Genomic DNA, 23678 nt, shown 5'->3' with positions numbered 1-23678 from the left:
GTGAATCGGCAGCAGATACGAGAAAAGCTCCACCTGGCGGTGGAGCTTTTCTCGATTGCGTGCGCCCTCACGGGCTCGAACCGTGGACCCGCTGATTAAGAGTCAGCTGCTCTACCAACTGAGCTAAAGGCGCCTGCTGCTCGCTGAGCAACGAGGAAAATACTAACACGGGATTTTCCACACGCTCAAATCGGTGGCGGCTGGAAAGGATCGCGGGCGTGTCGCGCGGTCTCAGTCGTCGAGCGGTCGCCTGCGGGACCGCGGTCGCCGCACGAGAAGCGTGGCCGACACGGCCACCGCGATCACGGATCCGGACATCACTGCGAGGCGCGCCGTATCGGCATCGGCCGCATCCGAGAAGCTCAGGTCCGCGACGAGCAGCGCCACGGTGAACCCGACACCGGCGAGAGCGCCGACCCCGATGAGCTCGCGCCACCGCACGGAGTCGTCGAGCTCGGCGCGGGTGAAGCGGGTGAGCAGCCAGGTGGAGAGGGTGATGCCGATCGGCTTGCCGAGCACCAGGCCCACCATGATGCCGAGCGCGATCGGATCGAAGGGGAAGCGCGACTCGCCGCCGATCGCCACACCCGCGGCGAAGAACGCGAAGATCGGCACGGCGATCCCGGTGGAGAGCGGGCGGAAGCGGTGCTCGAACACCTCCGCGAGCTGTGTGCCGCCGGCGCCCGAGACCGGCACGAGGAAGGCGAGCAGCACGCCCACGATCGTCGCGTGGATGCCCGAAGCGTGGAACAGTGCCCACGCGACGATGCCGATGGGGAGCAGGATCAGCCACGGCCCCCAACCGGAGCTCGCGAACCACTGCGGGAAGCGCCGCACGAGGAAGGCGTAGAGCAGGATCGGCAGCAGGCTGCAGAGCAGCGGGAGCAGGTGCACGCCGGCGGTGTAGAAGATCGCGATGATGCTGATCGCGATGAGATCGTCGACGACGGCGAGCGTGAGGAGGAACATCCGCAGCGCCGGGGGGATGCGCGGAGCGATGAGCCCGAGCACCGCGACAGCGAACGCGATGTCGGTCGCGGTGGGGATCGCCCAGCCGTGCGCCGAGGGTGTGCCCGCCGTGAACGCCACGTAGATGAGGGCCGGAACCGCGACGCCGCCGAACGCCGCGGCCACCGGCACGATCGCGGTCGAGAACCGGCTGAGCTCGCCCTCGACGAACTCGCGCTTGAGTTCGAGCCCGACCATGAAGAAGAAGATCACGAGCAGGCCGTCCGAGGCCCACTGCCCCACAGAGAGGTCGAGGTGCAGCGACCCCGGGCCGATCCGCGTCTCCCGCAGCGCGAAGTACCAATCGGCGAGCGGGCTGTTCGCCGCGATGAAGCCGATCAGGGCGGCGACCATGACGATGACGCCCCCGACCACCTCGGCTCGCAGCAGCCTGCTGACGCGAGCCGCCTCGCGCTGGTTGACGAGGCGGAGCAGGCGGCGAGGCCGTCTCTGCTGGCTCGGGGCATCGGAGGAATGGAGCGGCTCGCTCATGCAGCGCCTTTCGAGGAACTCTTGAGATGTGTCTGCGGGGCTCCGATGCGCGCGAGGCGGCGGCGCGGGAACCCGCTGCGCTAGCGCTGCTTCTTGCGGCGCTTCTCGGCCTCTTGCTCGAGCTCGTGCTCCTCGTCCTGCTCCTGCATGGAGACAGTGGCGATGGCGAGTGCGAAGCCGGCCAGCCAGACCCCCCAGACGAGCAGGCGGCGCCAGTCCTTGCGCATGGACTGCGTGCGACGGGCGGTGCTGAGCGCACCGGCGGCCGCTCCGATCACACCGGGATTGGTGACGTACTTGCCGATCGACACGGTTCCTCCCTCGGTTGCGGTTGACGGGATCCGGGATCCCGATCCCGTCAGCCTACCTCGAACCCGAATCGCTCCATTCTGCCTTCCCGGGCGCACCGTCTTCTGGTAAATGGGAGGCGAGCGCGCGGGTGCGCTAATCTTGCAGGCAGGAGTCCGCGGGTGCGGATGCGAGACATGCGGCCTCGACGGTCGCGCCGAAGCGATAGTGAAGGAGAAGGTCGGTATGGCGAAGCATGAGACGCTGTTCGAGGAGAGCTCGCAGGGCGCCGTAGGTGCGGTGACCGCGATCGGCTTCATCCTCTCGGTCGTGCTGGTGGTCGGCGGAATGGTGCTGATGAGCTACGGCTTCAACATCGAGCTCGAGTCGGTCGTCGAGCAGTGGACCTTCTTCGGCGGCCTGGCGGCGACCATCATCGGCTTCATGCTGCCCTTCACCCTGCTGCCCGCCATCGGCAAGTAGCGGCTTCGCGCGAGCGCATCGAGGCGCCGGGGGATCGGAAGATCCTTCGGCGCTTTCGCGTGTGCGATCGCAGTGTCCCCGGCGGCGGCTAGACTGTGCCTATGGCAGAGATTGACATGAAGCCGCGAAGCCGCGACGTCACCGACGGGATCGAGAAGGCTGCTGCGAGGGGTATGCTCCGCGCTGTCGGCATGGGCGATGAGGACTGGGACAAGCCTCAGATCGGCATTGCGAGTTCCTGGAACGAGATCACCCCCTGCAACCTGAGCCTCGACCGTCTGGCGCAGGGCGCCAAGGAGGGTGTGCACTCGGGCGGCGGCTACCCCCTGCAGTTCGGCACGATCTCCGTGTCCGACGGCATCTCGATGGGGCACGAGGGCATGCACTTCTCGCTCGTCTCGCGCGAGGTCATCGCCGACTCGGTCGAGACCGTCGTCATGGCCGAGCGCCTCGACGGCACCGTCGTGCTCGCCGGCTGCGACAAGTCGTTGCCGGGCATGCTCATGGCGGCGGCACGCCTCGATCTCGCCTCGGTCTTCCTGTACGCCGGGTCGATCGCGCCGGGCTGGGTGAAGCTCACTGACGGCACGCAGAAGGAAGTCACCATCATCGACGCCTTCGAGGCGGTCGGCGCTTGCAAGGCCGGCACGATGAGCGAAGAGGATCTCAAGCGCATCGAGTGCGCGATCGCGCCGGGCGAGGGCGCCTGCGGCGGCATGTACACCGCCAACACGATGGCGTCGATCGCCGAGGCGCTCGGAATGAGTCTGCCCGGCTCCGCCGCGCCCCCCAGCGCCGATCGCCGCCGCGACTACTTCGCTCACCGCTCGGGCGAGGCCGTCGTCAACATGATCCGCAAGGGGATCACGGCGCGCGACATCATGACCAAGAAGGCCTTCGAGAACGCGATCACGCTGCTCATGGCCTACGGCGGCTCGACGAACGCGGTGCTGCACCTCCTCGCGATCGCCCGCGAGGCCGAGGTCGACCTCACGCTCGACGATTTCAACCGCATCGGCGCCAAGGTGCCGCACCTGGCCGACATGAAGCCGTTCGGCAAGTATGTCATGGCCGACATCGACCGCCACGGCGGCGTGCCCGTCGTGCTCAAGGCGCTGCTCGATGCGGGGCTGCTGCACGGCGACGTCATGACGGTGACCGGCAAGACGATGGCCGAGAACCTGGCCGAGTTGAATCCGGACCCGATCGACGGCGAGGTGATCCACCAGCTCGACGACCCGATCCACGCCACCGGCGGCCTGACGATCCTGCACGGCAGCCTCGCGCCCGAGGGCGCCGTGGTGAAGACCGCCGGCTTCGACGCCGAGGTCTTCGAGGGGCCGGCTCGGGTCTTCGACCGGGAGCGGGCCGCGATGGACGCGCTCACCGAGGGCGCGATCGGCAAGGGTGACATCGTGGTGATCCGCTACGAGGGCCCGAAGGGTGGCCCCGGTATGCGTGAGATGCTCGCGATCACCGCCGCCATCAAGGGCGCGGGGCTCGGAAAAGATGTACTACTATTGACGGACGGACGATTCTCAGGCGGCACAACCGGCCTGTGCATCGGCCATATCGCACCTGAGGCGACGGACGGCGGTCCGGTCGCCCTGGTCCGCGACGGTGACCTGATTCGGGTCGATATCGCCGCACAGACGCTCGACCTGCTGGTAGATCCCGCCGAGCTCGAGGCCCGCCGAGCAACCTGGGCCCCGCTTCCCCCGCGATACACGCGCGGTGTTCTGGCAAAGTACGCCAAGCTCGTCCGTTCGGCTTCCGAAGGCGCCGTCACCGGTTGACCCGGTGAGGTCGTGCATGCCCTCGACGGGCTCGCACCCGGCCGCTCGCACCGCGGGCGGGTTCGAGCCCGTCGGCGGGCATGGGCCCCGAGCCCCGCGCCGTCACCGCGTCAGTCGCACCCACACCTCAGATCAGGAAAGCAAGAGATGACCTCGGAATCGAGTGCAATCCCCCCATCGAAACCCGCGGCGACGCGCGGCGAGAGGATGAACGGCGCAACGGCCGTCGTCCGCAGCCTCGAGGCCCTGGGCGTCACGGACGTCTTCGGCCTGCCGGGCGGCGCCGTGCTGCCGCTCTACGACGCGCTCATGGACGCCGATCGCCTGCACCACGTGCTCGTTCGTCACGAGCAGGGCGGCGGCCACGCCGCTGAGGGGTTCGCCGCGGCGACGGGCAAGGTCGGCGTCTGCATCGCCACCTCGGGCCCCGGCGCGACGAACCTCGTCACCGCGATCGCCGACGCCTACATGGACTCCGTGCCGATGCTCGCGATCACCGGGCAGGTGTTCTCGCACCTCATGGGCTCGGATGCGTTCCAGGAGGCCGACATCGTGGGCGTCACCATGCCCATCACCAAGCACTCCTTCCTCGTGAAGCGGCCCGAGGAGATCCCGGGGGCGATCGCGGCGGCCTACCACCTCGCCTCGACCGGGCGCCCCGGCCCTGTGCTCGTCGATATCACCAAGGACGCGCAGGAGGGCGAGCTCGACTTCGTGTGGGATCCCCGCGTCGAGCTGGCCGGCTACCGGCCGATCACCAAGGCGAACAGCAAGCAGATCCAGGCTGCCGCCGACCTCATCGCGACCGCCGAGCGCCCCGTCTTCTACGTGGGTGGCGGCGTCGGCCGCGCCGGAGCCTCCGAGGAGCTGCTGCAGCTCGCCGAGCTGGTGGGCGCCCCCGTGGTCACCACGCTGATGGCTCGCGGTGTCTTCCCCGATTCGCACCCGCAGCACCTCGGGATGCCCGGCATGCACGGCACCGTTCCGGCGGTGCTCGCGCTGCAGGAGTCCGACCTGCTCATCACGCTCGGAGCCCGCTTCGACGATCGCGTGACGGGCAAGGCCGCGCTCTTCGCCCCCGACGCGAAGGTGATCCACGCAGACATCGACCCCGCGGAGATCGGCAAGATCCGCGCCGCCGATGTGCCGATCGTGGGTGACGCCGCCGAGGTGATCTCCGATCTCATCGCGGCGGTCTCGACCGCGAAGCTCAGCCGGGAGTTCACCGACCTCACCGCGTGGTGGGACCGGCTGCACCTGCTGCAGGAGCGCTTCCCGCTCGGATACGCCGAGACGAGCGATGGCCTGCTCTCGCCGCAGCACGTGATCCAGCGCATCGGCGAGCTCACCGGACCCGAGGGCATCTACGCCGCGGGCGTCGGACAGCACCAGATGTGGGCCGCGCAGTTCATCAAGTACGAGCGGCCGGGCGCATGGCTCAACTCGGGCGGCGCCGGCACGATGGGCTACTCCGTGCCCGCGGCAATGGGGGCCAAGGTCGCCGAGCCCGATCGTGTGGTCTGGGCGATCGACGGCGACGGCTGCTTCCAGATGACGAACCAGGAGCTCGCCACCTGCGTGGTGAACGACATCCCCATCAAGGTCGCCGTCATCAACAACTCGTCGCTGGGCATGGTGCGGCAGTGGCAGACCCTGATCTACGAGGGGCGCTACTCCAACACCGAGCTCAACACGGGTCACGGATCGCAGCGCGTCCCCGACTTCGTGAAGCTGGGGGAGGCCTACGGGTGCCTCGCCATCCGAGTCGAGCGCGAGGACCAGGTCGACGACGCCATCAAGCTCGCACTCGAGACCAACGACCGCCCCGTGGTGATCGACTTCGTGGTGAGCGCCGACGCGATGGTGTGGCCCATGGTGCGCCAGGGCACCTCCAACAGCGATATCCAGTACGCCCTCGAACATAGCCCCGAGTGGGAGGAGGAGTAATCATGAGCCGCCACGTACTCAGCCTCCTCGTCGAGGACAAACCGGGTCTGCTGACCCGCGTCGCCGGGCTCTTCGCCCGCCGCGGCTTCAACATCGAGTCTCTCGCCGTCGGGCCGACCGAGATGTGCGGTCTCTCGCGCATCACCGTCGTGGTCGACGAGGACGAGACGCTGCTCGAGCAGGTCACCAAGCAGCTCAACAAGCTCGTCAACGTGATCAAGATCGTCGAGCTCGACGAGTCCACCTCGGTGCAGCGCGAGCACGTGCTCATCAAGGTGCGCGCCGACAACCAGAGCCGATCCCACGTGCTCGAGGCAGTGAACCTGTTCCGCGCCCGCGTCGTCGATGTCGTGCCCGACGCGCTCACCATCGAGGTCACGGGCGACAGCGGCAAGATCGAAGCGTTCCTGAAGGTGCTCGAGCCTTACGGAATCAAGGAGATCGCGCAGTCCGGCCTCATCGCGATGGGGCGCGGATCGAAGTCCATCACGGAGCGCGTCTTCAAGAATTGACGGTGTCCTGCACCGTCATCCTGCGGCCGCGCAGCGGATCGCAGGATCCCGCCCCCAACACCCCGTCATCAGTGAGATTCTGCGGCGCAGAATGACGACTTAGATTCCCAGATCCCCACAACAAAGGAGAACCCAGTGGCAGAGATGTACTACGACGCCGACGCCGACCTGTCGATCATCCAGGGCAAGAAGGTAGCCGTCGTCGGTTACGGCTCGCAGGGCCATGCCCACGCGATGAACCTGCGCGACTCGGGCGTCGAGGTCGTCATCGCCCTCAAGGAGGGCTCGAAGTCGATCCAGAAGGCCGAAGAGGCCGGTTTCGAGGTCAAGACCGTGGCCGACGCCGCGGAGTGGGCCGACCTCATCATGATCCTCGCCCCGGACCAGCACCAGCGTGCGATCTACAACGAGCAGATCAAGGACAAGCTGACCGAGGGCAAGACGCTCGCCTTCGCCCACGGTTTCAACATCCGCTTCGGCTACATCGAGGCCCCCGAGGGCGTCGACGTGATCCTCGTCGCTCCGAAGGCTCCCGGCCACACCGTGCGCCGCGAGTTCGAGGCCGGCCGCGGCATCCCCGACATCATCGCGGTCGAGGTCGACGCCTCGGGCACCGCCTGGGAGACCGCGAAGTCCTACGCCAAGGCCATCGGCGGCACCCGCGCCGGTGTCATCAAGACCACCTTCACCGAGGAGACCGAGTCCGACCTCTTCGGCGAGCAGGCGGTGCTCTGCGGCGGTACCTCGCAGCTCGTGCAGTACGGCTTCGAGGTGCTCACCGAAGCCGGTTACCAGCCTGAGATCGCCTACTTCGAGGTGCTGCACGAGCTCAAGCTCATCGTCGACCTCATGTGGGAGGGTGGCATCGCCAAGCAGCGCTGGTCGGTCAGCGACACCGCCGAGTACGGCGACTACGTGTCGGGCCCCCGCGTCATCGATCCCTCCGTCAAGGAGAACATGAAGGCCGTGCTCGCCGACATCCAGTCGGGTGCGTTCGCGAAGCGCTTCATCGAGGATCAGGACAACGGCGCGAAGGAGTTCCAGGAGCTGCGCGCCAAGGCCGAGTCGCACCCCATCGAGAAGACCGGCGTCGAGCTGCGCAAGCTGTTCGCATGGCAGTCGAGCGACGACGACTACACCGACGGCACTGCTGCGCGGTAACCGTCGGCGTAGTCGGGACGGCTGCGCTTGCTGCCGATGATCGCGAGCGATCATCGCGAACCGACGGCACTGCTGCGCGGTGATCCGTAGCGGCTCCCTGAGCCTGTGGCAGTGATCCGAGGGTGCCGGGTTTTCGAACCCGGCACCCTTTTGCGTTGCTCGGGAGGGGCCGGACCTACCGCCGGGCACCGCGCTTCGTGCGCGCCGTCGCCTCAGCCTCCCACGGATCCTCGGGCCAGGGGTGCTTGGGGTAGCGCCCGCGCATCTCCCGTCGGACCTGCTGATAGGGCCCGTTCCAGAACGATGAGAGATCGTCGGTGACGGCGAGGGGGCGCCGCGCGGGGGAGAGCAGGTGGAAGAGGATCGGCACCCGTCCGTCGACGATGCGAGGGGTCTGCGCGAGGCCGAACACCTCCTGCAGCTTCACTGCGACGACGGGACGCGCGGCCTCGTCGGGCGCCGCGTCATCCGACCCCGCGTCCGGATAGTCGATGCGGATCGCGGACCCCGAGGGCACCGTGAGACGCTCCGGCGCCAACTCGTCGAGACGGGCGGCCTCGGGCCACGGCAGCAGCCGGCGCAGGGCGGTGGTGACGTCGATCCCGCGCAGGGATGCGCCGGGCCGCAGTCGCGCCAGATCCGCTCCCAGCCAGTGCTCGATGCCTTCCGTCAGTGCGACCTCGTCCATTGCAGGCCAGGGTTCCCCGATCAGCCGATGCAGCAGCGCCAGGCGAGCTCGCAGCGAGACCGCCGCGTCCGACCACTCGAGCGCCGAGAGCCCCTGCTCGCGCAGGTGGCCAGCGAGGGCCGGGATGGTGTCGTCCTCGGCGGGCGGCACCGGTGCGGAGGAGAGCAGGATCGCGCCGAGCCTGCGCTCCTCGCGCACACGCACGCGCCCCTCCTCGACGCGAGCGGCCCGCGTGCTCGTGATGAGCGGGCCGCCGATGCGCACGGCGTCCGCGCTGGTGAGGTGGGCGGCGAGACGGATCACGGCTCCGGTGCCGTCGGCCGCGCGCCCCGAAGCGCGCTGCACCTCGCGTACGGCGATCCACTCGCTGCCGATGAGGCCGCTGCCCTCGGGGAGCGCGGCTCTCGTGCCGCTCGCGAACAGGTAGCTGCGGGAGTGGGCCCCGGTGCGGCGCGCGATCCACTCCGGGCGGGCGAGAGCGACGACGACGCCGGGCGCCTCTGCCGAGTCCGTTCTGGATGTCGCCGCAGTCGGGCCCGGGGCGTCAGGCGCGTCGGAGCGAGCGATGCCCGACAGCCTCCGAGCCTCTCGACGCCAGCGCTGCGATCCCGCACTGCGCCCGGTTCGCAGCTCGCGCAGCAGCCGGGAGAGGTCGGCCCCCGGCTCGCGGTGGTCGTCGGAAACGGCCGCCACGATCTCGCCGACGAGTTCGGGATCGCCGAGGTCGTGCGCCCCCGCGAGGAGCGCGCGTGCCTCGCGTGCGCCGACCGGCAGCTGAACGACCCGCTCGCCGAGTGCGGTGATGCGGCCGTCATCGTCGACCAGCCCGAGGGTGTGCAGCACCTCGACGGCCGAGGCCATCGCCGCCGGGGGAGGAGGGGTGGGCAACGTCAGACCGGCGCCGCCCGGGGTACCCCATGCGGCGAGCAACAGCGCGGCATCGGTGAGGTCGGCCGACGCGATCTCGGGAGGGGCGGCCGCCGGCATCCGTGCGAAGTCGGTCTCCGAGTACGCCCGCATGGCGCGGCCCGGGCCCTGGCGCGCCGCGCGGCCCGCCCGCTGCTCCGCACTCGCGCGCGAGGCGCTCACCGTGACGAGCCCAGTCATGTCTCTTGCGCGATCCCGTCGGACCTCGCGCGAGAGCCCCGAGTCGATCACGAGGCGGACGCCGGGGACGGTGAGCGAGCTCTCGGCGAGCGAGGTGCTCACGACGATGCGCGCGGGATCGCCGCTGCCGCGCCCGCGCACGGCGCGATCCTGCTCGCGGGCCGGAACGCGCCCGTGCAGGGGAAACACCTCGACGCGCTCGTGAGCCGCGTGCCCGTCCCGAAGCAGGCGCACGACCTCGTCGACCTCTCTGGCTCCCGGCACGAAGACGAGGGCGTCGCACCCCTCCTCGGCCCGGATGCGGGCGGTGAGCGCGGCGAGGTGCGCGAGGTACTGGCGGGTCGCTCCGCGCTCATCGAGTCTGGGGCCGTCGCAGGGGGCGTAATCGATGCGAAGCGGGTGGAGGGGCGAGGGGATCTCGACGACCGGAGCGGGGGAGCCCGGCCCGTCGCCGATCAGCGCCGCGAACCGCTCGGAGTCGAGGGTGGCCGACATCGCGACAAGTGCGAGGTCGTCGCGCAGCGTGCGTACCTCGTCGAGCAGCGCGAGCAGGAGATCGCCGTCGACCGACCGCTCGTGCACCTCGTCGAGGATCACGGCGTCGACGCCCTCGAGGGCGGGATCGGCGATGAGACGGCGCAGCAGTACGCCCGGGGTCAGCACCTCGAGGCGGGTGTCCGGGCCGACGCGGCGCTCGCCGCGCACGGTGAAGCCGACCGCGCCGCCGATCCCGCCATCGCCGGCGCCGCGGTCGCCGCCTCGACCGCTGCCTCCTCCGGCCGTTCCGTTCCCGCCGTCGAGCTCCGCAATGCGCCGCGCCGCCGCGCGCACCGCGACCCGCCGGGGTTGCGTGAGCAGCACCCGGCCGCCACCGCGCCGCGCGACCAGGTTCGCGACGAGCGGCGGCACGAAGGTGGTCTTGCCGGTGCCGGGAGGCGCGGTGATGACGCAGGCGCCGTGCGCCACGGCCTGCTCGATCTCGGCTTGCGCGGCGGCGACCGGGAGCCCAGAGCCGATGCGGCCGAGGTCGAAGGTGTGCATGTCTCCCAGCGTAGGGCGAGTCTCCTTCCCCGAGCTGCAACGCGGAGTCTCGATGTGCTGCTGCGGGCAGGGTGAATCCAGCAGAGCGGGACTCCGCGTTTCAAGATGGTCGAGGCGGTGCTCGCCCAATGGGTGAAGTGCTCGACCCGATGGTGGCGAGCGAGTTGCCGATGACGGGATCCGAGATGCCGCTCGCCGGAGCGATGAGCCGGGCTCACCGTGTTCCCTTCGCCTGACTCATCGTCGCGCAGGCTCAGATGTACGGCCTCACCGTTGTGCGCAGGGACGGCGCGATCCTCGAACTCGAGGACATCGAGTGCACTGCGTGGAACTAGTGCCCGCCCCGCCCCTGCTCGAGAGACGGATCTCGCATGCGGATCCGCGGGTGTGCGTGCGAGATCCGTATCTCGCCGACTCCTCCGGTTGCACCCATCCGCGCGGGCGCCCGCAGGTCTCGCGCGAGCCGAGCGGGCGGCGCTGCAGGCGCCGGCCCCTCTGTCAAGGGGTACCCGGGATCCGGCGCTGCGGTGATAGCGTCGGCCGCACGCACGGATCACGTGCCGAGATGAGGATCGACCCGCGGAGGAGAGCAGCGATGAGCATCGAGCACAGCGACGGAGCGAGCGACATCGAGAGCCGGAAACCGGAGACCGTCGACGCAGTGGCGACCATCATGGTCGAGGTCCGGGATACGGCCGGTGCCGCCGCCTCGCGCGGCGAGGTCGAGCAGATGATCCGATCGCGGCTCGAGCGCGCCGGGGTCGAACTCAGCGCTGCCGAGGTCGCCGACCTCGCGACCCAGCTGGTCGAGGGCGACGAACCCGCGCACTCCTGACGGAGCGGCCTCGCGCTTTCGGCGTGCTCCGAGACTCCGATCGCTAGGGTTGAACCCATGGCGAAAGCAGAGGGCGGCGAGGAGCGGGAGAGCTCCATCGCGAGCGGGTGGACTGTGCATGCCGACCCGGTGAGGGCGGCTGATTCCGAACCCGCCGAGGAGTCGGCTGCACCGCAGGTCGGTCCCGATGCGGCGGGTGCCGACCCGGAGGAGCCCGATGCGGCCGAGCCCGCCCAGCAGCTCTCGAACGCCGCCCTGGTGCTGCTCGGTGTCTTCGGCGGGCTCTACCTGCTCTACGCATGGATCTGGCTCAGCTGGGCGCAGTTCTACGCTGTCCAGAACGCCTCGGTGGCCGAGTCGAGCGGATCGCTCGGCGCCGTGCTGCAGCAGCTCGTCTTCTGGGCGGCCCCGCTCGCGCCGATCCTGTGGTTCTTCAGCGTGCTCGTGCTGTGCCGCGGCGCGGGCATGCGACGTCTGACCCTCTGGATTCTGATCGGGGCGGTCGTGCTGCTGCCGCTGCCGGTGTTCAGCGGAGGGGGCGCATGATGGGACGCCGGATCGTCGCCTGGGCCGTGGCGGCCCTGCTCACCGCGCTGTACGTCTACACGGTTATCGCGGCGGTGGGCAACATCGTGCTGCTGCCGCAGATGGCCACGTCGATGGGGCTCGGGATCACGGGGACGGGCTGGTTCTGGCTCGTCTTCGGCGTGGTCCTGCCCGTCGTGGTCTACGCGCTCGCCCTGCTGATCGGCCGGGGCCGCTCAGCAGCGGCGCGACTGCTCGTGATCGCGGCGGGGCTCTGCCTGGTCGCGGCGGTGCAGCTCGAGGTGCTGCACCTCGTGCCGCAGTCGAGCTTCTTCGGATAGCGGAGGGCAGACGGGAGACGCGGGCTCGGCAGGTTAGACTGGAGCCCCGGTTCCGTGTCGAGCCGGGTTTCTCCTGCCGCTGACCCGAAGGATTCGCTTGATGTCTGCGCCGGTCGTGCTGATCGCCGAACAACTCTCTCCCGCCACTATCGCCGCGCTCGGCCCCGACTTCGAGGTGGTGAACGTAGACGGCACCGACCGCGAGGCGCTCCGCGCCGCTCTCGCCACCGCCGACGCCGTGCTCGTCCGGTCGGCCACACAGATCGACGCCGAAGCCCTCAGCTGGGCGCCGCGGCTCAAGGTCATCGCTCGCGCCGGCGTGGGCCTCGACAACGTCGACATCAAGGCGGCTACTCAGGCCGGCGTGATGGTCGTCAACGCCCCCACCTCCAACATCATCAGCGCGGCCGAGCTGACCGTCGCCCATATCCTCGGTCTCGCGCGCCACCTGCCCCGCGCGCACGGCTCGCTCTCGGCCGGTGAGTGGAAGCGCTCCTCCTTCACGGGCACCGAGCTCTACGAGAAGACCATCGGCATCGTCGGTCTCGGCCGCATCGGTGCGCTCGTCGCCGAGCGCCTGCGCGGCTTCGGCGTCGAGCTCATCGCCTACGATCCCTACGTCACGGCTGCCCGCGCCCAGCAGCTCGGCGTGCAGCTCGTCACGCTCGAAGAACTGGTCGAGCGCGTCGACTTCCTGACGATCCACATGCCGCGCACGCCCGAGACGCTCGGCATGATCGGCGCCGAGCAGCTGCGCGCGATGAAGAAGACCGCCTACGTGGTGAACGTCGCGCGCGGCGGGCTCATCGACGAGGCGGCGCTCGCGGAGGCGCTCACCGCGGGCGAGATCGCCGGGGCGGCGCTCGACGTGTTCATGCAGGAGCCCCCGGCCGACACCTCGCTCACCGGTCTGCCGAACGTGAACGTCACGCCGCACCTCGGAGCCTCGACCGAGGAGGCCCAGGAGAAGGCCGGCGTCTCGGTCGCGAAGTCTGTGCGCCTCGCGCTCGCGGGCGATCTGGTACCCGACGCGGTCAACGTCGCGGGCGGCGCCATCGACGAGTACGTGCGCCCCGGCCTGCCGCTCACCGAGAAGCTCGGACAGGTCTTCGCGAGCCTCGCCGGCGGCGCGATCTCCGCGCTCGACATCGAGGTGCACGGCGAGCTCTCCGAGCACAACGTCGACGCGCTGCGCCTCGCGGCGCTCAAGGGTGTCTTCTCGAAGATCGTCAGCGAGCCCGTGTCGTACGTCAATGCCCCTCTGCTCGCCGAGCAGCGCGACGTCGAGGTGCGCTTCACGGTCGACGGCGACTCCGAGAGCTACCGCAACGTCATCACGATCCGCGGTTCGCTCACCGACGGCACGCAGATGTCGGTCTCGGGCACGCTCACCGGACCCAAGCAGATCGAGAAGATCGTCGGCATCAACGGGTACGATCTCGAGCTGCCGCTCTCGGACCACCTCATCGTGTTCAGCTATGTCGACCGTCCGGGCATCGTCGCGACCTACGGCGGCATCCTCGGTGAGGCCGGGGTCAACATCGCGGGTCTCCAGATCGCGCGCGACGAGAAGAACGGCACCGCGCTGTCGGTGCTCTCGGTCGACGCGCCGGTCGAGGAGTCGCTCATCGGCGCCCTGCGAGGCTCGATCGGCGCCGAGACCCTCAGCACGATCAGCCTGGACGCGCAGTAGGGGCATCCTCCGCCTCTGCCGCTTCCGCTGCCTCTGCCGCTTCCGCCTGGCCGTCGCAGGCGCACCGATTGACGTTTAAGCACCTCGATTTGGGTCGTTTCGGTGTTTGAACGTCGATCGGTGCGACTGGAGGGAGGCGGCGGGGACGGAGGGGCGGGGCTCAAGAGGAATCGCGTCCAGGAAGCGGATGACGCGTGTCCTCGGGCGGCGTAGAGTCGGCATATGAGCATAGGTATGAGTGCAGAAGAGGGGCTCTCGGAGCTCGAGTTCACGGTTTCCGGCTTCATCTCGAAACCGCCCGCCGAGGTGTACGAGGCTGTCGCCGATCCCGCGATCCTCAGCCGATATTTCACCACCGGGGGAGCGCAGGGCCGCGCCGAGACCGGCTCGACCGTGCAGTGGGACTTCGCCGATTTCCCGGGGGCGTTCCCGGTCGAGGTGCTCGAAGCGACGGCGCCGACGCGCATCGTGCTCCGCTGGGGCGGAGTCGAGGGCGCGACGCAGGACCCGCGCGGTACGGAGGTTGAGTTCGAGTTCCGTGCGGTCGACGGCGGATCGCGCACGGAGGTGCGGATCGCCGAGCGTGCCTGGCGGGCGACCCCGAGCGGGGTGCGGGCGGCCTTCGGCAACTGCATGGGATGGACCGGCATGCTCGCCGCGATGAAGGCGTGGCTCGAGCACGGGATCAACCTGCGCGAGGGCTTCTACCGCTGAGTGCGTGATCGGGTGCGACTCACGAGCAGGAATAGGATGCCCGATGCGACGGCGAGCGCGATGCCGGCCGCTGCGACCGCCCCGTCGGAGAGTTCGAGGAACGATGTGAGCGTCGGGTGAGCCAGCCGGGTCGGCTCGTCGAACACCCACCAGCCGTCGAAACTGCGGTAGTTGATGTAGTGATGCCTGCGGATGCCGCCGAGATGCTCCGCGAGTCGCGGACGCAGGAGCGCGTTGAGGAGGACCGCGACTGCGACGGGCAGGGCGACGCAGCCCGGCAGCCACAGTGCCCGGAGTCGCGTGCCGTGGTCCGCCATGGTGAGAAGTGTAGTTCGATCCGGCGCGCTCGCACCGCCGGGTGATAGCCTGGTAGCGCAGACACATGTCTGAATCATCGATGAATCGAGCGCAAGGTCGCTGGTCTTCGGTGGTGGATCCCTCTCCTCCGAGCAGAGTGTTCTTCCACTGTTGATCAGCCCCCTCGACTTCCGTGGGTCGTCCGCGCGCTCGCCTGTAGTAAAGGAGAACCCGTGGAGGGTCCTGAAATCAAGTTCGCCGAGGCCGTGCTCGACAACGGCAAGTTCGGCAAGCGCACCATCCGCTTCGAGGCAGGCCGTCTCGCGCAGCAGGCTCAGGGCGCGGTCGCCGCGTACCTCGACGAGGAGACCATGCTCCTCTCGGCGACCAGCGCGTCGAAGCAGCCGAAGGATCACTTCGACTTCTTCCCGCTGACGGTCGACGTCGAAGAGCGCTCGTACGCCGCCGGTAAGATCCCCGGCTCGTTCTTCCGCCGCGAGGGCCGCCCCTCGACCGAGGCGATCCTCGTCTGCCGCCTGATCGATCGCCCGCTGCGTCCGTCGTTCGTCGACGGCCTGCGCAACGAGGTGCAGATCGTCGTCACCGTGCTGTCGATCGCGCCCGGCGAGTTCTACGACGCGCTCGCGATCAACGCCGCCTCGGCTTCGACGCAGATCTCGGGTCTGCCGTTCTCGGGCCCCATCGCCGGTGTGCGCCTCGCGCTGATCGGCGACCAGTGGGTCGCGTTCCCCAACGAGGAGCAGCTGAAGGAGGCCGTCTTCGACCTGATGGTCGCCGGCCGGGTCATCACCAAGGCCGATGGCAGCGAAGACGTCGCGATCATGATGGTCGAGGCCGAGGCGACCGAGGGATCCTGGAACCTGATCCAGGCCGGCGCCACCAAGCCCGACGAGGCCGTCGTGGCCCAGGGCCTCGAGGCCGCGAAGCCCTTCCTCACCCAGCTGGTGAAGGCGCAGGAGCAGCTCGCCGCCCAGTCGGCCAAGGAGGTGCAGGAGTACCCCGTGTTCCTGCCCTACACCGACGAGGTCTACGCCGCCGTCGCCGAGCTCGCGGAGGCCGAGCTGACCGGCATCTACCAGATCGCCGACAAGCAGGAGCGTCAGGACGCCGACGACGCGCTGAAGGCTCGCGTCAAGGAGGCCATCGCGGCCAAGGTCGAGGCCGGGGAGCTGCCCGCCGAGGCCGAGGGCCAGGTCTCGGGCGCATACAAGTCGGTGACCAAGAAGATCGTGCGCGGTCGCATCCTCTCCGAGGGCGCTCGCATCGACGGCCGCGGTCTGCGCGACATCCGCGCGCTCGACGCCGAGGTCCAGGTGATCCCGCGCGTGCACGGCTCGGCTATCTTCCAGCGCGGCGAGACCCAGATCCTGGGTGTCTCGACGCTGAACATGCTCAAGATGGAGCAGCAGATCGACTCGCTGTCGCCCACCACCAGCAAGCGCTACATGCACCACTACAACTTCCCGCCGTACTCGACCGGTGAGACCGGTCGCGTGGGCAGCCCGAAGCGCCGCGAGATCGGCCACGGCTTCCTGGCCGAGCGCGCGCTCGTGCCGGTGCTGCCGAGCCGCGAGGAGTTCCCCTACGCGATCCGCCAGGTCAGCGAGGCGCTGGGCTCGAACGGCTCGACCTCGATGGGCTCGGTCTGCGCCTCGACGCTGTCGCTGCTCAACGCCGGTGTGCCGCTGCGCGCCCCGGTCGCGGGCATCGCGATGGGTCTCGTCTCCGACGAGGTCGACGGCGAGACCCGCTACGCGACCCTCACCGACATCCTGGGTGCTGAGGACGCGCTGGGCGACATGGACTTCAAGGTCGCGGGCACCTCGGAGTTCGTGACCGCGCTGCAGCTCGACACCAAGCTCGACGGGATCCCCTCGGACGTGCTCGCCGGCGCTCTGTCGCAGGCGAAGGAGGCGCGCACCACGATCCTCGACGTGCTGTCGCAGGCGATCGACGCCCCCGATGAGATGGCGCCCACCGCGCCGCGCATCATCAGCGTGCAGATCCCGGTCGACAAGATCGGCGAGCTGATCGGCCCCAAGGGCAAGACGATCAACGGCATCCAGGACGAGACCGGCGCCGACATCTCGATCGAGGACGACGGCACCGTGCTGATCGGCGCGACCGACGGCGCTGCTGCCGAGGCGGCCCGCGCGCAGGTCAACGCGATCGCCAACCCGCAGAACCCCGAGGTGGGCGAGCAGTACCTGGGCACCGTCGTGAAGAACGCCGCGTTCGGCGCCTTCGTGTCGCTGCTGCCCGGCAAGGACGGGCTGCTGCACATCAGCGAGGTGCGCAAGCTCGCCGGCGGCAAGCGCGTCGAGAGCGTGGACGACGTGCTCTCGGTCGGTCAGAAGATCCTCGTGAGGATCACCAAGGTCGACGATCGCGGCAAGCTGTCGCTCGAGCCCGTGATCGAGGAGCAGGCCGAGGCCGAGGCTCCCGCGGAGGCGGCTGCGGAGTAGTCCCGGCTGATCCGCTGCGAAGGCGCCCGTCGAGCTCAGGCTCGGCGGGCGCTTTCGCGTGCGCGGTGCGTGCGTGATGAAGACGCGAGGGCGTGCAGCGCGGAGCGCCAACGCGATCACTAAGCTGGTGGGATGCGTGAACCGATCTTCCTGCCACTCGACCAGCCCGAGCTCGAAACCGATCTCGCGGGGGGCGTGGTGCGGCGCACCGTGCACCCGAGCGGGTTGCGCGTGCTCACCGAGCGGATGCCGAGCGCGCGCAGCGCCTCGATCGGCTTCTGGGTGGGGGTGGGATCGCGCGACGAGCAGGCGGAGCGCGACGACGCGCCGGGCAGTCTCGGATCCACGCACTTCCTCGAGCACCTGCTGTTCAAGGGCACCCCGACGCGCGATGCCTACTCGATCGCGACGAGCTTCGACCGCATCGGCGCCGAGCACAACGCGCTCACCGCCAAGGAGTACACCTGCTACTACGCGAAGGTGCGCGACGCCGACCTCGACGGCGCGGTGACGGTGCTCGCCGACATGGTGACGAACTCGGTGCTCGACGGCGACGAGTTCGAGATGGAGCGGGGCGTGATCCTCGAGGAGCTCGCGATGGCGGCGGACGACCTCGCCGATGTCGCGAACGAGCGGTTCTTCGAAGCGGTGATGGGGGATCATCCGCTCGGCCGGCCGATCGGCGGCCATCCCGAGACCATCCGCGCCGCGCGGCGCGATGATGTCGACCTGCACTACCGCGACCGCTACGATCCCACGACTCTGGTCATCACGGCCGCCGGTGCGGTCGATCACGACCGCCTGGTCGAGCGCGTGCTCGAGGCGCTGAACCTGTCGCCGCAGGAGCGCTGGCACACTGATCGCGACGGAACTCCGGTGCGACGCGTGCAGGGGGAGGGGAGGATCGACTCCACCAGCGTCGACGCGAGCGCGGATCAGACCCCTTCGGCGAGCTCGGTGCCCGGTCTCTCTACCGGAGCTGCGGGCACCGGGAACGCCGAACCGAGCGTGCACATCACCGCCCGCCCGAGCGAGCAGGTCAATCTGCTGATCGGCACCGAGGGCTTGCGCTCGAACGATCCGCGGCGCTTCGCCTTCGGCGTCATGAACTCGGTGCTGGGCGGCGGCATGTCGAGCCGCTTGTTCCAGGAGATCCGCGAGAAGCGCGGGCTGGCCTACACCGCGTACTCCTTCGGGGCGAGCTACAGCGACGCCGGGCTCTTCGGCATGTACGCGGGGTGCGCGCCCGAGAAGGCAGCCGAGGTGGTCGAGCTCAGCCGTCTGGAACTGCAGCGCATGGCCGAGACCGGCATCACGGATGAGGAGCGCGAGCGGGCGCTCGGGCAGATCGCGGGATCGTCGGCGCTCGCGCTCGAGGACAGCGACACCCGCATGGGTCGCCTCGCGCGCGCCGAGCTGGGCAGCGGGGAGCTCTACGATCTCGACGCGTCGCTGGAGCGCTTCGCGGCTGTCACGGGTGACGAGATCCGGAGCATCGCCGCTGAGCTCGCGGCTCGCCCGCTGACGATCGTCGCAGTGGGCGACACGAGCCGCGCCGAGCTCTGATCCGCCTGCGCCGCTCCCGACGCCGACCTCCGCACTGAATCGGGGTCAGTTTCGGCCGTGTCGCCTCGCGCGACACGGCCGAAAGTGACCCCGGATCGGCGACACGGCCGAAAGTGATCCCGGATCAGCGACACGGCGGACAGTGACCCCGGAACCGCGCGACGTCCTAGACTGGAACCCATGTCTGTGAGCGTTGCGGTGGCGGGAGCCACCGGTCGGCTGGGGTCCCTCGTCTGCCAGGTGATCGAGGAACACCCCGACTTCGAACTGGTCGCCCGTCTGACGAGCGCATCGAAGCCCGAGGAAGGAGCGGAGGCGCGGATCCTCGTCGACGTCAGCCATCCCGAGGCCTCGCCCGGCATCGTGGCGCGCGCGCTCGACCGCGGGCAGCGGGTGATCGTGGGGACGAGCGGGTGGTCGGCGGATCGCCTGGCGTCCTTGGAGCAGCGCCTTGCGGGCCTGCCCGAGACGGGCGCGATCGTGGTGCCGAACTTCTCGTTGGGCTCAGTGCTCGGTACCGTGCTCGCCCGTATCGCAGCCCCGTACTTCGACGCGATCGAGGTGGTCGAGGCGCATCATCCCGCGAAGGTCGACTCGCCGAGCGGCACGGCGGTGCGCACTGCTGAACTGATGGCGGAGGCCCGCGAGGGGCGCGCGGTCGATGCGCCGTTCGCTGAGCAGCCGGCTCGCGGGGAGCTCGTCGCGGGGATCCCGGTGCACAGCCTGCGGCTCGCCGGCGTGGTCGCGAAGCAGGAGGTGCGCTTCGGCGGGCCGGGGGAGGTGCTGACCGTGACCCACGACACTCACTCGAACGAGGCGTACCGCGCCGGCATCCGGGCTGCGCTCGAGGCCGCGGAGGCGACGCGCGGTCTCACAGTAGGACTCGACGCGGTGCTCGGGATCGGCGCGACGTCGCCGGGCGTCTCCGGCCCTTCCGGTGCAGCGCCCGCAGCAGCCGCCGAGGACCGCGCGTGAACGCGCGCACGAGGTCCATTCTCGGCGTCACGACCATGAGCGCGCTGCTCGTGCTCTACTTCGTGTTCGCAGGCATTCGCGCCGTCGCGCTGCTCGTCTCGCGCGAGCCGATCCCGGTGATCATGGGGGCCGCGATGCTGATCCTGCCCCTCCTCGGAGTGTGGGCGCTGGTGCGAGAACTGCAGTTCGGGCGTCGGGCCACGCGGCTCGCCGATCGTCTCGAGGCCGAGGGGCGCATGCCCGAGGAGCCGGTCGCCACCCACCCCTCGGGTCGGCCCGTGAGGGAGGACGCCGACGCGGCGTTCCCCCGCTACCGCGACGAGGCTGAAGCCCACCCCGAGTCGTGGCAGTCGTGGATGCGCCTCGGCATCGTCTACGACGCCTGCGGCGATCGTCGCCGCGCAAGAGCAGCGATTCGACAGGCAATCGCGTGCGAACGCGACGAAATTAGTGGGGAATCGGCCAAGAGTTAGGGAAAATCGAAGTTCCGGCCTACAATCGTCGGCGGGCGACAGCAGGACGGGGCCCGGATGACCCCGCGATCATCCTGCTGCCGAATGCGCGAACACGCTGCGGTGCGTGGGAAAGCAACGGTAGAGAACACATGGCCAAGTACGACCTCACGGCGCCTGAGCCGGCGACACGAACCCTCGACTCGGTGACGGGCATCAGCAAGAAGGGGCTCCCCGCGGGAACGGTGGGGGTGCTGGGCGCCCTGGTCATCGGCCTCTCGACCTGCGCGCCGGCATACACGCTGACCTCGGCGGTCGGGCCGGCGGCGAGCGAGGTCGGCTATCAGACTCCCGCGATCTTCCTCATGGGCTTCATCCCGATGCTGCTCGTGGCGCTCGGCTACCGGGCCCTCAACTCCGCGATGCCGGATTCGGGCACCTCGTTCACCTGGGCTGCGCGCGCCTTCGGGCCCTGGGTCGGCTGGATGGCGGGCTGGGGCCTCATCGCCGCGACCGTGCTCGTGCTCTCGAACCTCGCCGGCATCGCGGTCGAGTTCCTGTTCCAGTCGATCAGCATCCTGGTCGGCGATCCCGCCATCGCCGACATCGCGGGCAACCGCTTCATCAACATCCTCGTCTGCCTGGGCTTCATGGCCCTCGCCACGTTCATCTCGTACCGGGGCATGACCTCGACCAAGGTGTTCCAGTACGTGACCGTCGCCTTCCAGATGGTGGTGCTGGTGTGGTTCATCATCGCGATGTTCATCGGTGCAGGCGATCCGGCCAACACCGAGGGGCGCATGCCCGAGCTCTCCTGGTTCAACCCGCTCGAGGTCGACAGCTTCAGCGCGTTCGCCGCCGGCATCGCGGTCTCGATCTTCGTCTACTGGGGCTGGGACACGGTGCTCACCATGGGCGAGGAGACGAAGCCCTCGAAGGGCCGCCTCTCGACCGAGAGCAAGGCCGCGATGATCCTCGTGCTGATCCTCGTCGTGCTCTACGTCGGCACCGCGGCCGCCACCGTCGCCTACGCCGGTCTCGGCGACGGGCCCACCGGTCTCGGCAACCCCGACATCGCCGAGAACGTGTTCGCCGCGCTCGCGCACCCGGTCATGGGACCGGTGGCGATCCTGCTCTCCCTCGCGATCCTCGTCAGCGCGATGGCCTCGATCAACTCCACCGCGATCTCGCCCGCGCGCACCCTGCTCGCGATGTCTCACTACCGCGCTCTGCCGCAGTCGATCAAGCGCATCCACCCCAAGTACAAGTCGCCTTACGTGGCCCTGCTGTGGTCGTCGATCGTGGCTTCGGCGTTCTACGCCGTGATGCGCTTCATCAGCGAGGACGTGCTGTGGGACACCATCACGGCGCTCGGCATGATGGTCTGCTTCTACTACGGCATCACCGCGCTCGCGAGCCCGTGGTACTTCCGCAAGACCGCGCCCAAGGAGGGGGCGGGGGCGGTGCTCTCCAAGATCGTGCTGCCCGGGATCGGCGGCATCCTGCTGCTCATCGTGTTCGTGCAGACGACGATCGACAGCATGGATCCCGCCTTCGGCTCGGGAAGCAACATCGGCGGGGTCGGTCTCGTCGGCATCATCGGCGTCGTGGTGCTCGGACTCGGCGTGGTGCTCATGCTGGTGCAGGCCCGCGTGGCGCCCGAGTTCTTCAGGGGCCGTGTGCTCGCGAAGGCGGACGCGTCGAACGACACGTCCGCGCTGCAGGTCTTCGACGACGGGCTGGGGTCGTAGCGGCGGGGGATCGGGATCGCCGCGGTAGACTCGAAGTGTGAGTGCGAACGCGATCCCGACCCCCTACGAGGACCTGCTGCGAGAGGTCTACGAGCACGGCACGCCGAAGGCGGATCGCACGGGCACCGGCACCCGCAGCCTGTTCGGGCGGCAGATGCGCTTCGATCTGGCCGAGTCGTTTCCGCTGATCACCACGAAGCGCGTGCACTTCAAGTCGGTCGCCGTCGAGCTGCTCTGGTTCTTGCGCGGCGAGGGCAACATCGACTTCCTCACGCAGCACGGCGTGACGATCTGGGACGAGTGGGCCGACGAGAACGGCGACCTCGGCCCCGTCTACGGGGTGCAGTGGCGCTCGTGGCCGACCCCGAACGGCGAGCACATCGATCAGATCTCGCGGGTCGTCGAGCAGATCCGCGACAACCCCGACTCGCGCCGACTCATCGTCTCGGCGTGGAACGTGGCCGACCTCGACGAGATGGCCCTCGCGCCGTGCCACGCGTTCTTCCAGTTCTACGTCGCTGACGGCAAGCTCTCGTGCCAGCTCTACCAGCGCTCGGCAGACATGTTCCTCGGGGTGCCGTTCAACATCGCCTCGTACGCGCTGCTCACCCTCATGGTCGCGCAGCAGACGGGGCTCGAGCCTGGCGAGTTCGTGTGGACGGGCGGCGACTGCCACATCTACGACAACCACGTGGAGCAGGTCGAGCGGCAGCTCGCGCGCGACCCGTTCCCGTACCCGCGCGTCGAGATCCGCAAGGCCGACTCGATCCTCGACTACACGCTCGACGACTTCGAGGTCGTCGGTTACGAGCACCACCCGGGCATCAAAGCCCCGGTGGCGGTGTGAGCCGTGACCCGCGCTGAGGAGCTTCGCCCCGACTTCACCGGTGACGGAGAGGACGTCGGAAGCGGGATCGGCATGATCTGGGCCGAAGCGCGCGGGGCCGACGGCAGGGGAGCGATCGGTCGCGACGGCGGGATGCCCTGGCGCCTTCCCGAGGATCTCGCGCACTTCAAGTCGACCACCTGGGGGGCTCCCGTGATCATGGGGCGTCGCACCTGGGAGTCGCTGCCCGAACGTTTCCGTCCGCTGCCGGGTCGTGAGAACCTCGTCGTGACGCGCGATTCGGGTTATGCGGCGGAGGGCGCGACCGTGGTGGCCTCCCTCGAGGAGGCGGTCGCGCGTACCGCGGGCGTCGTGCGCGGCGAGTACGAGGCGCACCTGCAGCGGCTCGCGGAGGACTCGGGCGCGAGCTGCCAGGATCCGGGCGCCTGGCCCGCGCGAGCCGCGTGGATCATCGGCGGCGGCCGGCTCTACCGCGCCGCGATGCCGATCGCCGACGAGCTGGTGGTGACCAGGATCGAGCTCGACGTGCCCGACGCCGACACCTTCGCGCCCGGGATCGGGCCGGAGTGGGAGCTCGTCGACCCCGGCGCTCCACGCGTGTCGAAGACCGGGCTCGGCTACCGCTTCGAGCGGTGGGTGCGACGCTGAAGATGCTCCGAGCCGGTCGCCGGGC

21 protein-coding genes and 1 tRNA gene are annotated in these 23678 nt (G+C 69.3%); 17 read left to right on the top strand and 5 right to left on the bottom strand.

The window, feature by feature from the left end; all coding sequences use genetic code 11:
• Positions 1-60: 60 nt before the first annotated feature.
• From KVY00_RS03975 to KVY00_RS03965, 3 genes are all read right to left on the bottom strand, one after another.
• Positions 61-133, bottom strand: a tRNA-Lys gene (locus KVY00_RS03975).
• 98 nt (positions 134-231) lie between these two features.
• Positions 232-1500 carry a Na+/H+ antiporter NhaA gene (nhaA, locus tag KVY00_RS03970; protein ID WP_223044441.1) on the bottom strand — a complete coding sequence of 423 codons (1269 nt, stop codon included), beginning with the start codon at positions 1498-1500 and terminating at the stop codon, positions 232-234.
• Positions 1501-1580: 80 nt separating this feature from the next.
• Entirely contained in the window at positions 1581-1811 is a 231-nt protein-coding gene (locus KVY00_RS03965; protein ID WP_223044440.1) for a hypothetical protein, read from the bottom strand.
• Between the two features lie 223 nt (positions 1812-2034).
• Here KVY00_RS03965 and KVY00_RS03960 point away from each other — a divergent pair, with 223 nt between their 5' ends.
• The 5 genes from KVY00_RS03960 (at position 2035) to ilvC (ending at position 7687) form a co-directional block, all read left to right on the top strand.
• The gene (locus KVY00_RS03960; protein WP_223044439.1) at positions 2035-2271 is read left to right on the top strand and encodes a hypothetical protein; all 237 of its coding nucleotides are present in this window, start codon (positions 2035-2037) and stop codon (positions 2269-2271) included.
• Positions 2272-2372: 101 nt separating this feature from the next.
• Positions 2373-4067, top strand: coding sequence for a dihydroxy-acid dehydratase (ilvD, locus tag KVY00_RS03955; RefSeq protein ID WP_223044438.1), 1695 nt, complete (start codon positions 2373-2375; stop codon positions 4065-4067).
• 147 nt (positions 4068-4214) lie between these two features.
• Positions 4215-6014, top strand: coding sequence for an acetolactate synthase large subunit (locus KVY00_RS03950; RefSeq protein WP_223044437.1), 1800 nt, complete (start codon positions 4215-4217; stop codon positions 6012-6014).
• A 2-nt stretch (positions 6015-6016) separates the two neighbouring features.
• Complete coding sequence (ilvN, locus tag KVY00_RS03945; protein WP_223044436.1) at positions 6017-6526, top strand: acetolactate synthase small subunit; 510 nt, start codon at positions 6017-6019, stop codon at positions 6524-6526.
• A 144-nt stretch (positions 6527-6670) separates the two neighbouring features.
• Positions 6671-7687 (top strand): ketol-acid reductoisomerase, encoded by a 1017-nt coding sequence (gene ilvC / locus KVY00_RS03940; RefSeq protein ID WP_394358280.1) that lies wholly within the window; start codon positions 6671-6673, stop codon positions 7685-7687.
• Positions 7688-7862: 175 nt separating this feature from the next.
• On the opposite strand, the gene hrpB is transcribed toward ilvC, so the two are convergent.
• On the bottom strand, positions 7863-10523 hold the full coding sequence (gene hrpB / locus KVY00_RS03935) for an ATP-dependent helicase HrpB (protein WP_223044434.1): 2661 nt from the start codon (positions 10521-10523) through the stop codon (positions 7863-7865).
• Positions 10524-11118: 595 nt separating this feature from the next.
• Here hrpB and KVY00_RS03930 point away from each other — a divergent pair.
• The 5 genes from KVY00_RS03930 (at position 11119) to KVY00_RS03910 (ending at position 14631) form a co-directional block, all read left to right on the top strand.
• Complete coding sequence (locus tag KVY00_RS03930; protein ID WP_223044433.1) at positions 11119-11358, top strand: hypothetical protein; 240 nt, start codon at positions 11119-11121, stop codon at positions 11356-11358.
• A 57-nt stretch (positions 11359-11415) separates the two neighbouring features.
• Complete coding sequence (locus KVY00_RS03925; protein ID WP_223044432.1) at positions 11416-11904, top strand: hypothetical protein; 489 nt, start codon at positions 11416-11418, stop codon at positions 11902-11904.
• Positions 11901-12224 (top strand): hypothetical protein, encoded by a 324-nt coding sequence (locus tag KVY00_RS03920; RefSeq protein ID WP_255572749.1) that lies wholly within the window; start codon positions 11901-11903, stop codon positions 12222-12224. Before KVY00_RS03925 ends, KVY00_RS03920 begins: the two co-directional genes overlap by 4 nt.
• 100 nt (positions 12225-12324) lie before the next feature.
• Positions 12325-13917 carry a phosphoglycerate dehydrogenase gene (gene serA / locus KVY00_RS03915; protein WP_223044431.1) on the top strand — a complete coding sequence of 531 codons (1593 nt, stop codon included), beginning with the start codon at positions 12325-12327 and terminating at the stop codon, positions 13915-13917.
• A 234-nt stretch (positions 13918-14151) separates the two neighbouring features.
• A complete protein-coding gene (locus KVY00_RS03910; RefSeq protein ID WP_223044430.1) occupies positions 14152-14631 on the top strand; it encodes an SRPBCC domain-containing protein in 480 nt (159 codons plus the stop codon).
• Here KVY00_RS03910 and KVY00_RS03905 read toward each other — a convergent pair.
• Positions 14622-14948, bottom strand: a complete 327-nt coding sequence (locus tag KVY00_RS03905) for a hypothetical protein (protein WP_223044429.1) — start codon at positions 14946-14948, stop codon at positions 14622-14624. The genes KVY00_RS03910 and KVY00_RS03905 overlap by 10 nt on opposite strands.
• A 213-nt stretch (positions 14949-15161) precedes the next feature.
• Between KVY00_RS03905 and KVY00_RS03900 the strand changes: the two genes are divergently transcribed.
• The 7 genes from KVY00_RS03900 (at position 15162) to KVY00_RS03870 (ending at position 23653) form a co-directional block, all read left to right on the top strand.
• Complete coding sequence (locus tag KVY00_RS03900) at positions 15162-17414, top strand: polyribonucleotide nucleotidyltransferase (RefSeq protein WP_223044428.1); 2253 nt, start codon at positions 15162-15164, stop codon at positions 17412-17414.
• A gap of 132 nt (positions 17415-17546) precedes the next feature.
• The gene (locus KVY00_RS03895) at positions 17547-18980 is read left to right on the top strand and encodes a M16 family metallopeptidase (protein ID WP_223044427.1); all 1434 of its coding nucleotides are present in this window, start codon (positions 17547-17549) and stop codon (positions 18978-18980) included.
• A gap of 180 nt (positions 18981-19160) precedes the next feature.
• Positions 19161-19955, top strand: a complete 795-nt coding sequence (dapB, locus tag KVY00_RS03890; protein WP_223044426.1) for a 4-hydroxy-tetrahydrodipicolinate reductase — start codon at positions 19161-19163, stop codon at positions 19953-19955.
• A complete protein-coding gene (locus KVY00_RS03885) occupies positions 19952-20428 on the top strand; it encodes a hypothetical protein (protein ID WP_223044425.1) in 477 nt (158 codons plus the stop codon). The genes dapB and KVY00_RS03885 overlap by 4 nt, the downstream gene beginning before the upstream one ends.
• A gap of 131 nt (positions 20429-20559) precedes the next feature.
• On the top strand, positions 20560-22158 hold the full coding sequence (locus tag KVY00_RS03880) for an APC family permease (protein WP_223044424.1): 1599 nt from the start codon (positions 20560-20562) through the stop codon (positions 22156-22158).
• Between the two features lie 37 nt (positions 22159-22195).
• Positions 22196-23005, top strand: coding sequence for a thymidylate synthase (locus KVY00_RS03875; protein ID WP_223044423.1), 810 nt, complete (start codon positions 22196-22198; stop codon positions 23003-23005).
• 72 nt (positions 23006-23077) lie between these two features.
• Positions 23078-23653: a dihydrofolate reductase gene (locus KVY00_RS03870; protein ID WP_223045169.1), complete on the top strand. Its 576-nt coding sequence runs from the start codon at positions 23078-23080 to the stop codon at positions 23651-23653.
• The last annotated feature ends 25 nt before the right edge of the window (positions 23654-23678 follow it).

Source organism: Leucobacter tenebrionis, from assembly GCF_019884725.1.
Taxonomy (GTDB): Bacteria; Actinomycetota; Actinomycetes; order Actinomycetales; family Microbacteriaceae; genus Leucobacter; species Leucobacter tenebrionis.
Note: the sequence above shows the minus strand (reverse complement) of the source record. Positions and strands in the feature narration are given on the sequence as shown.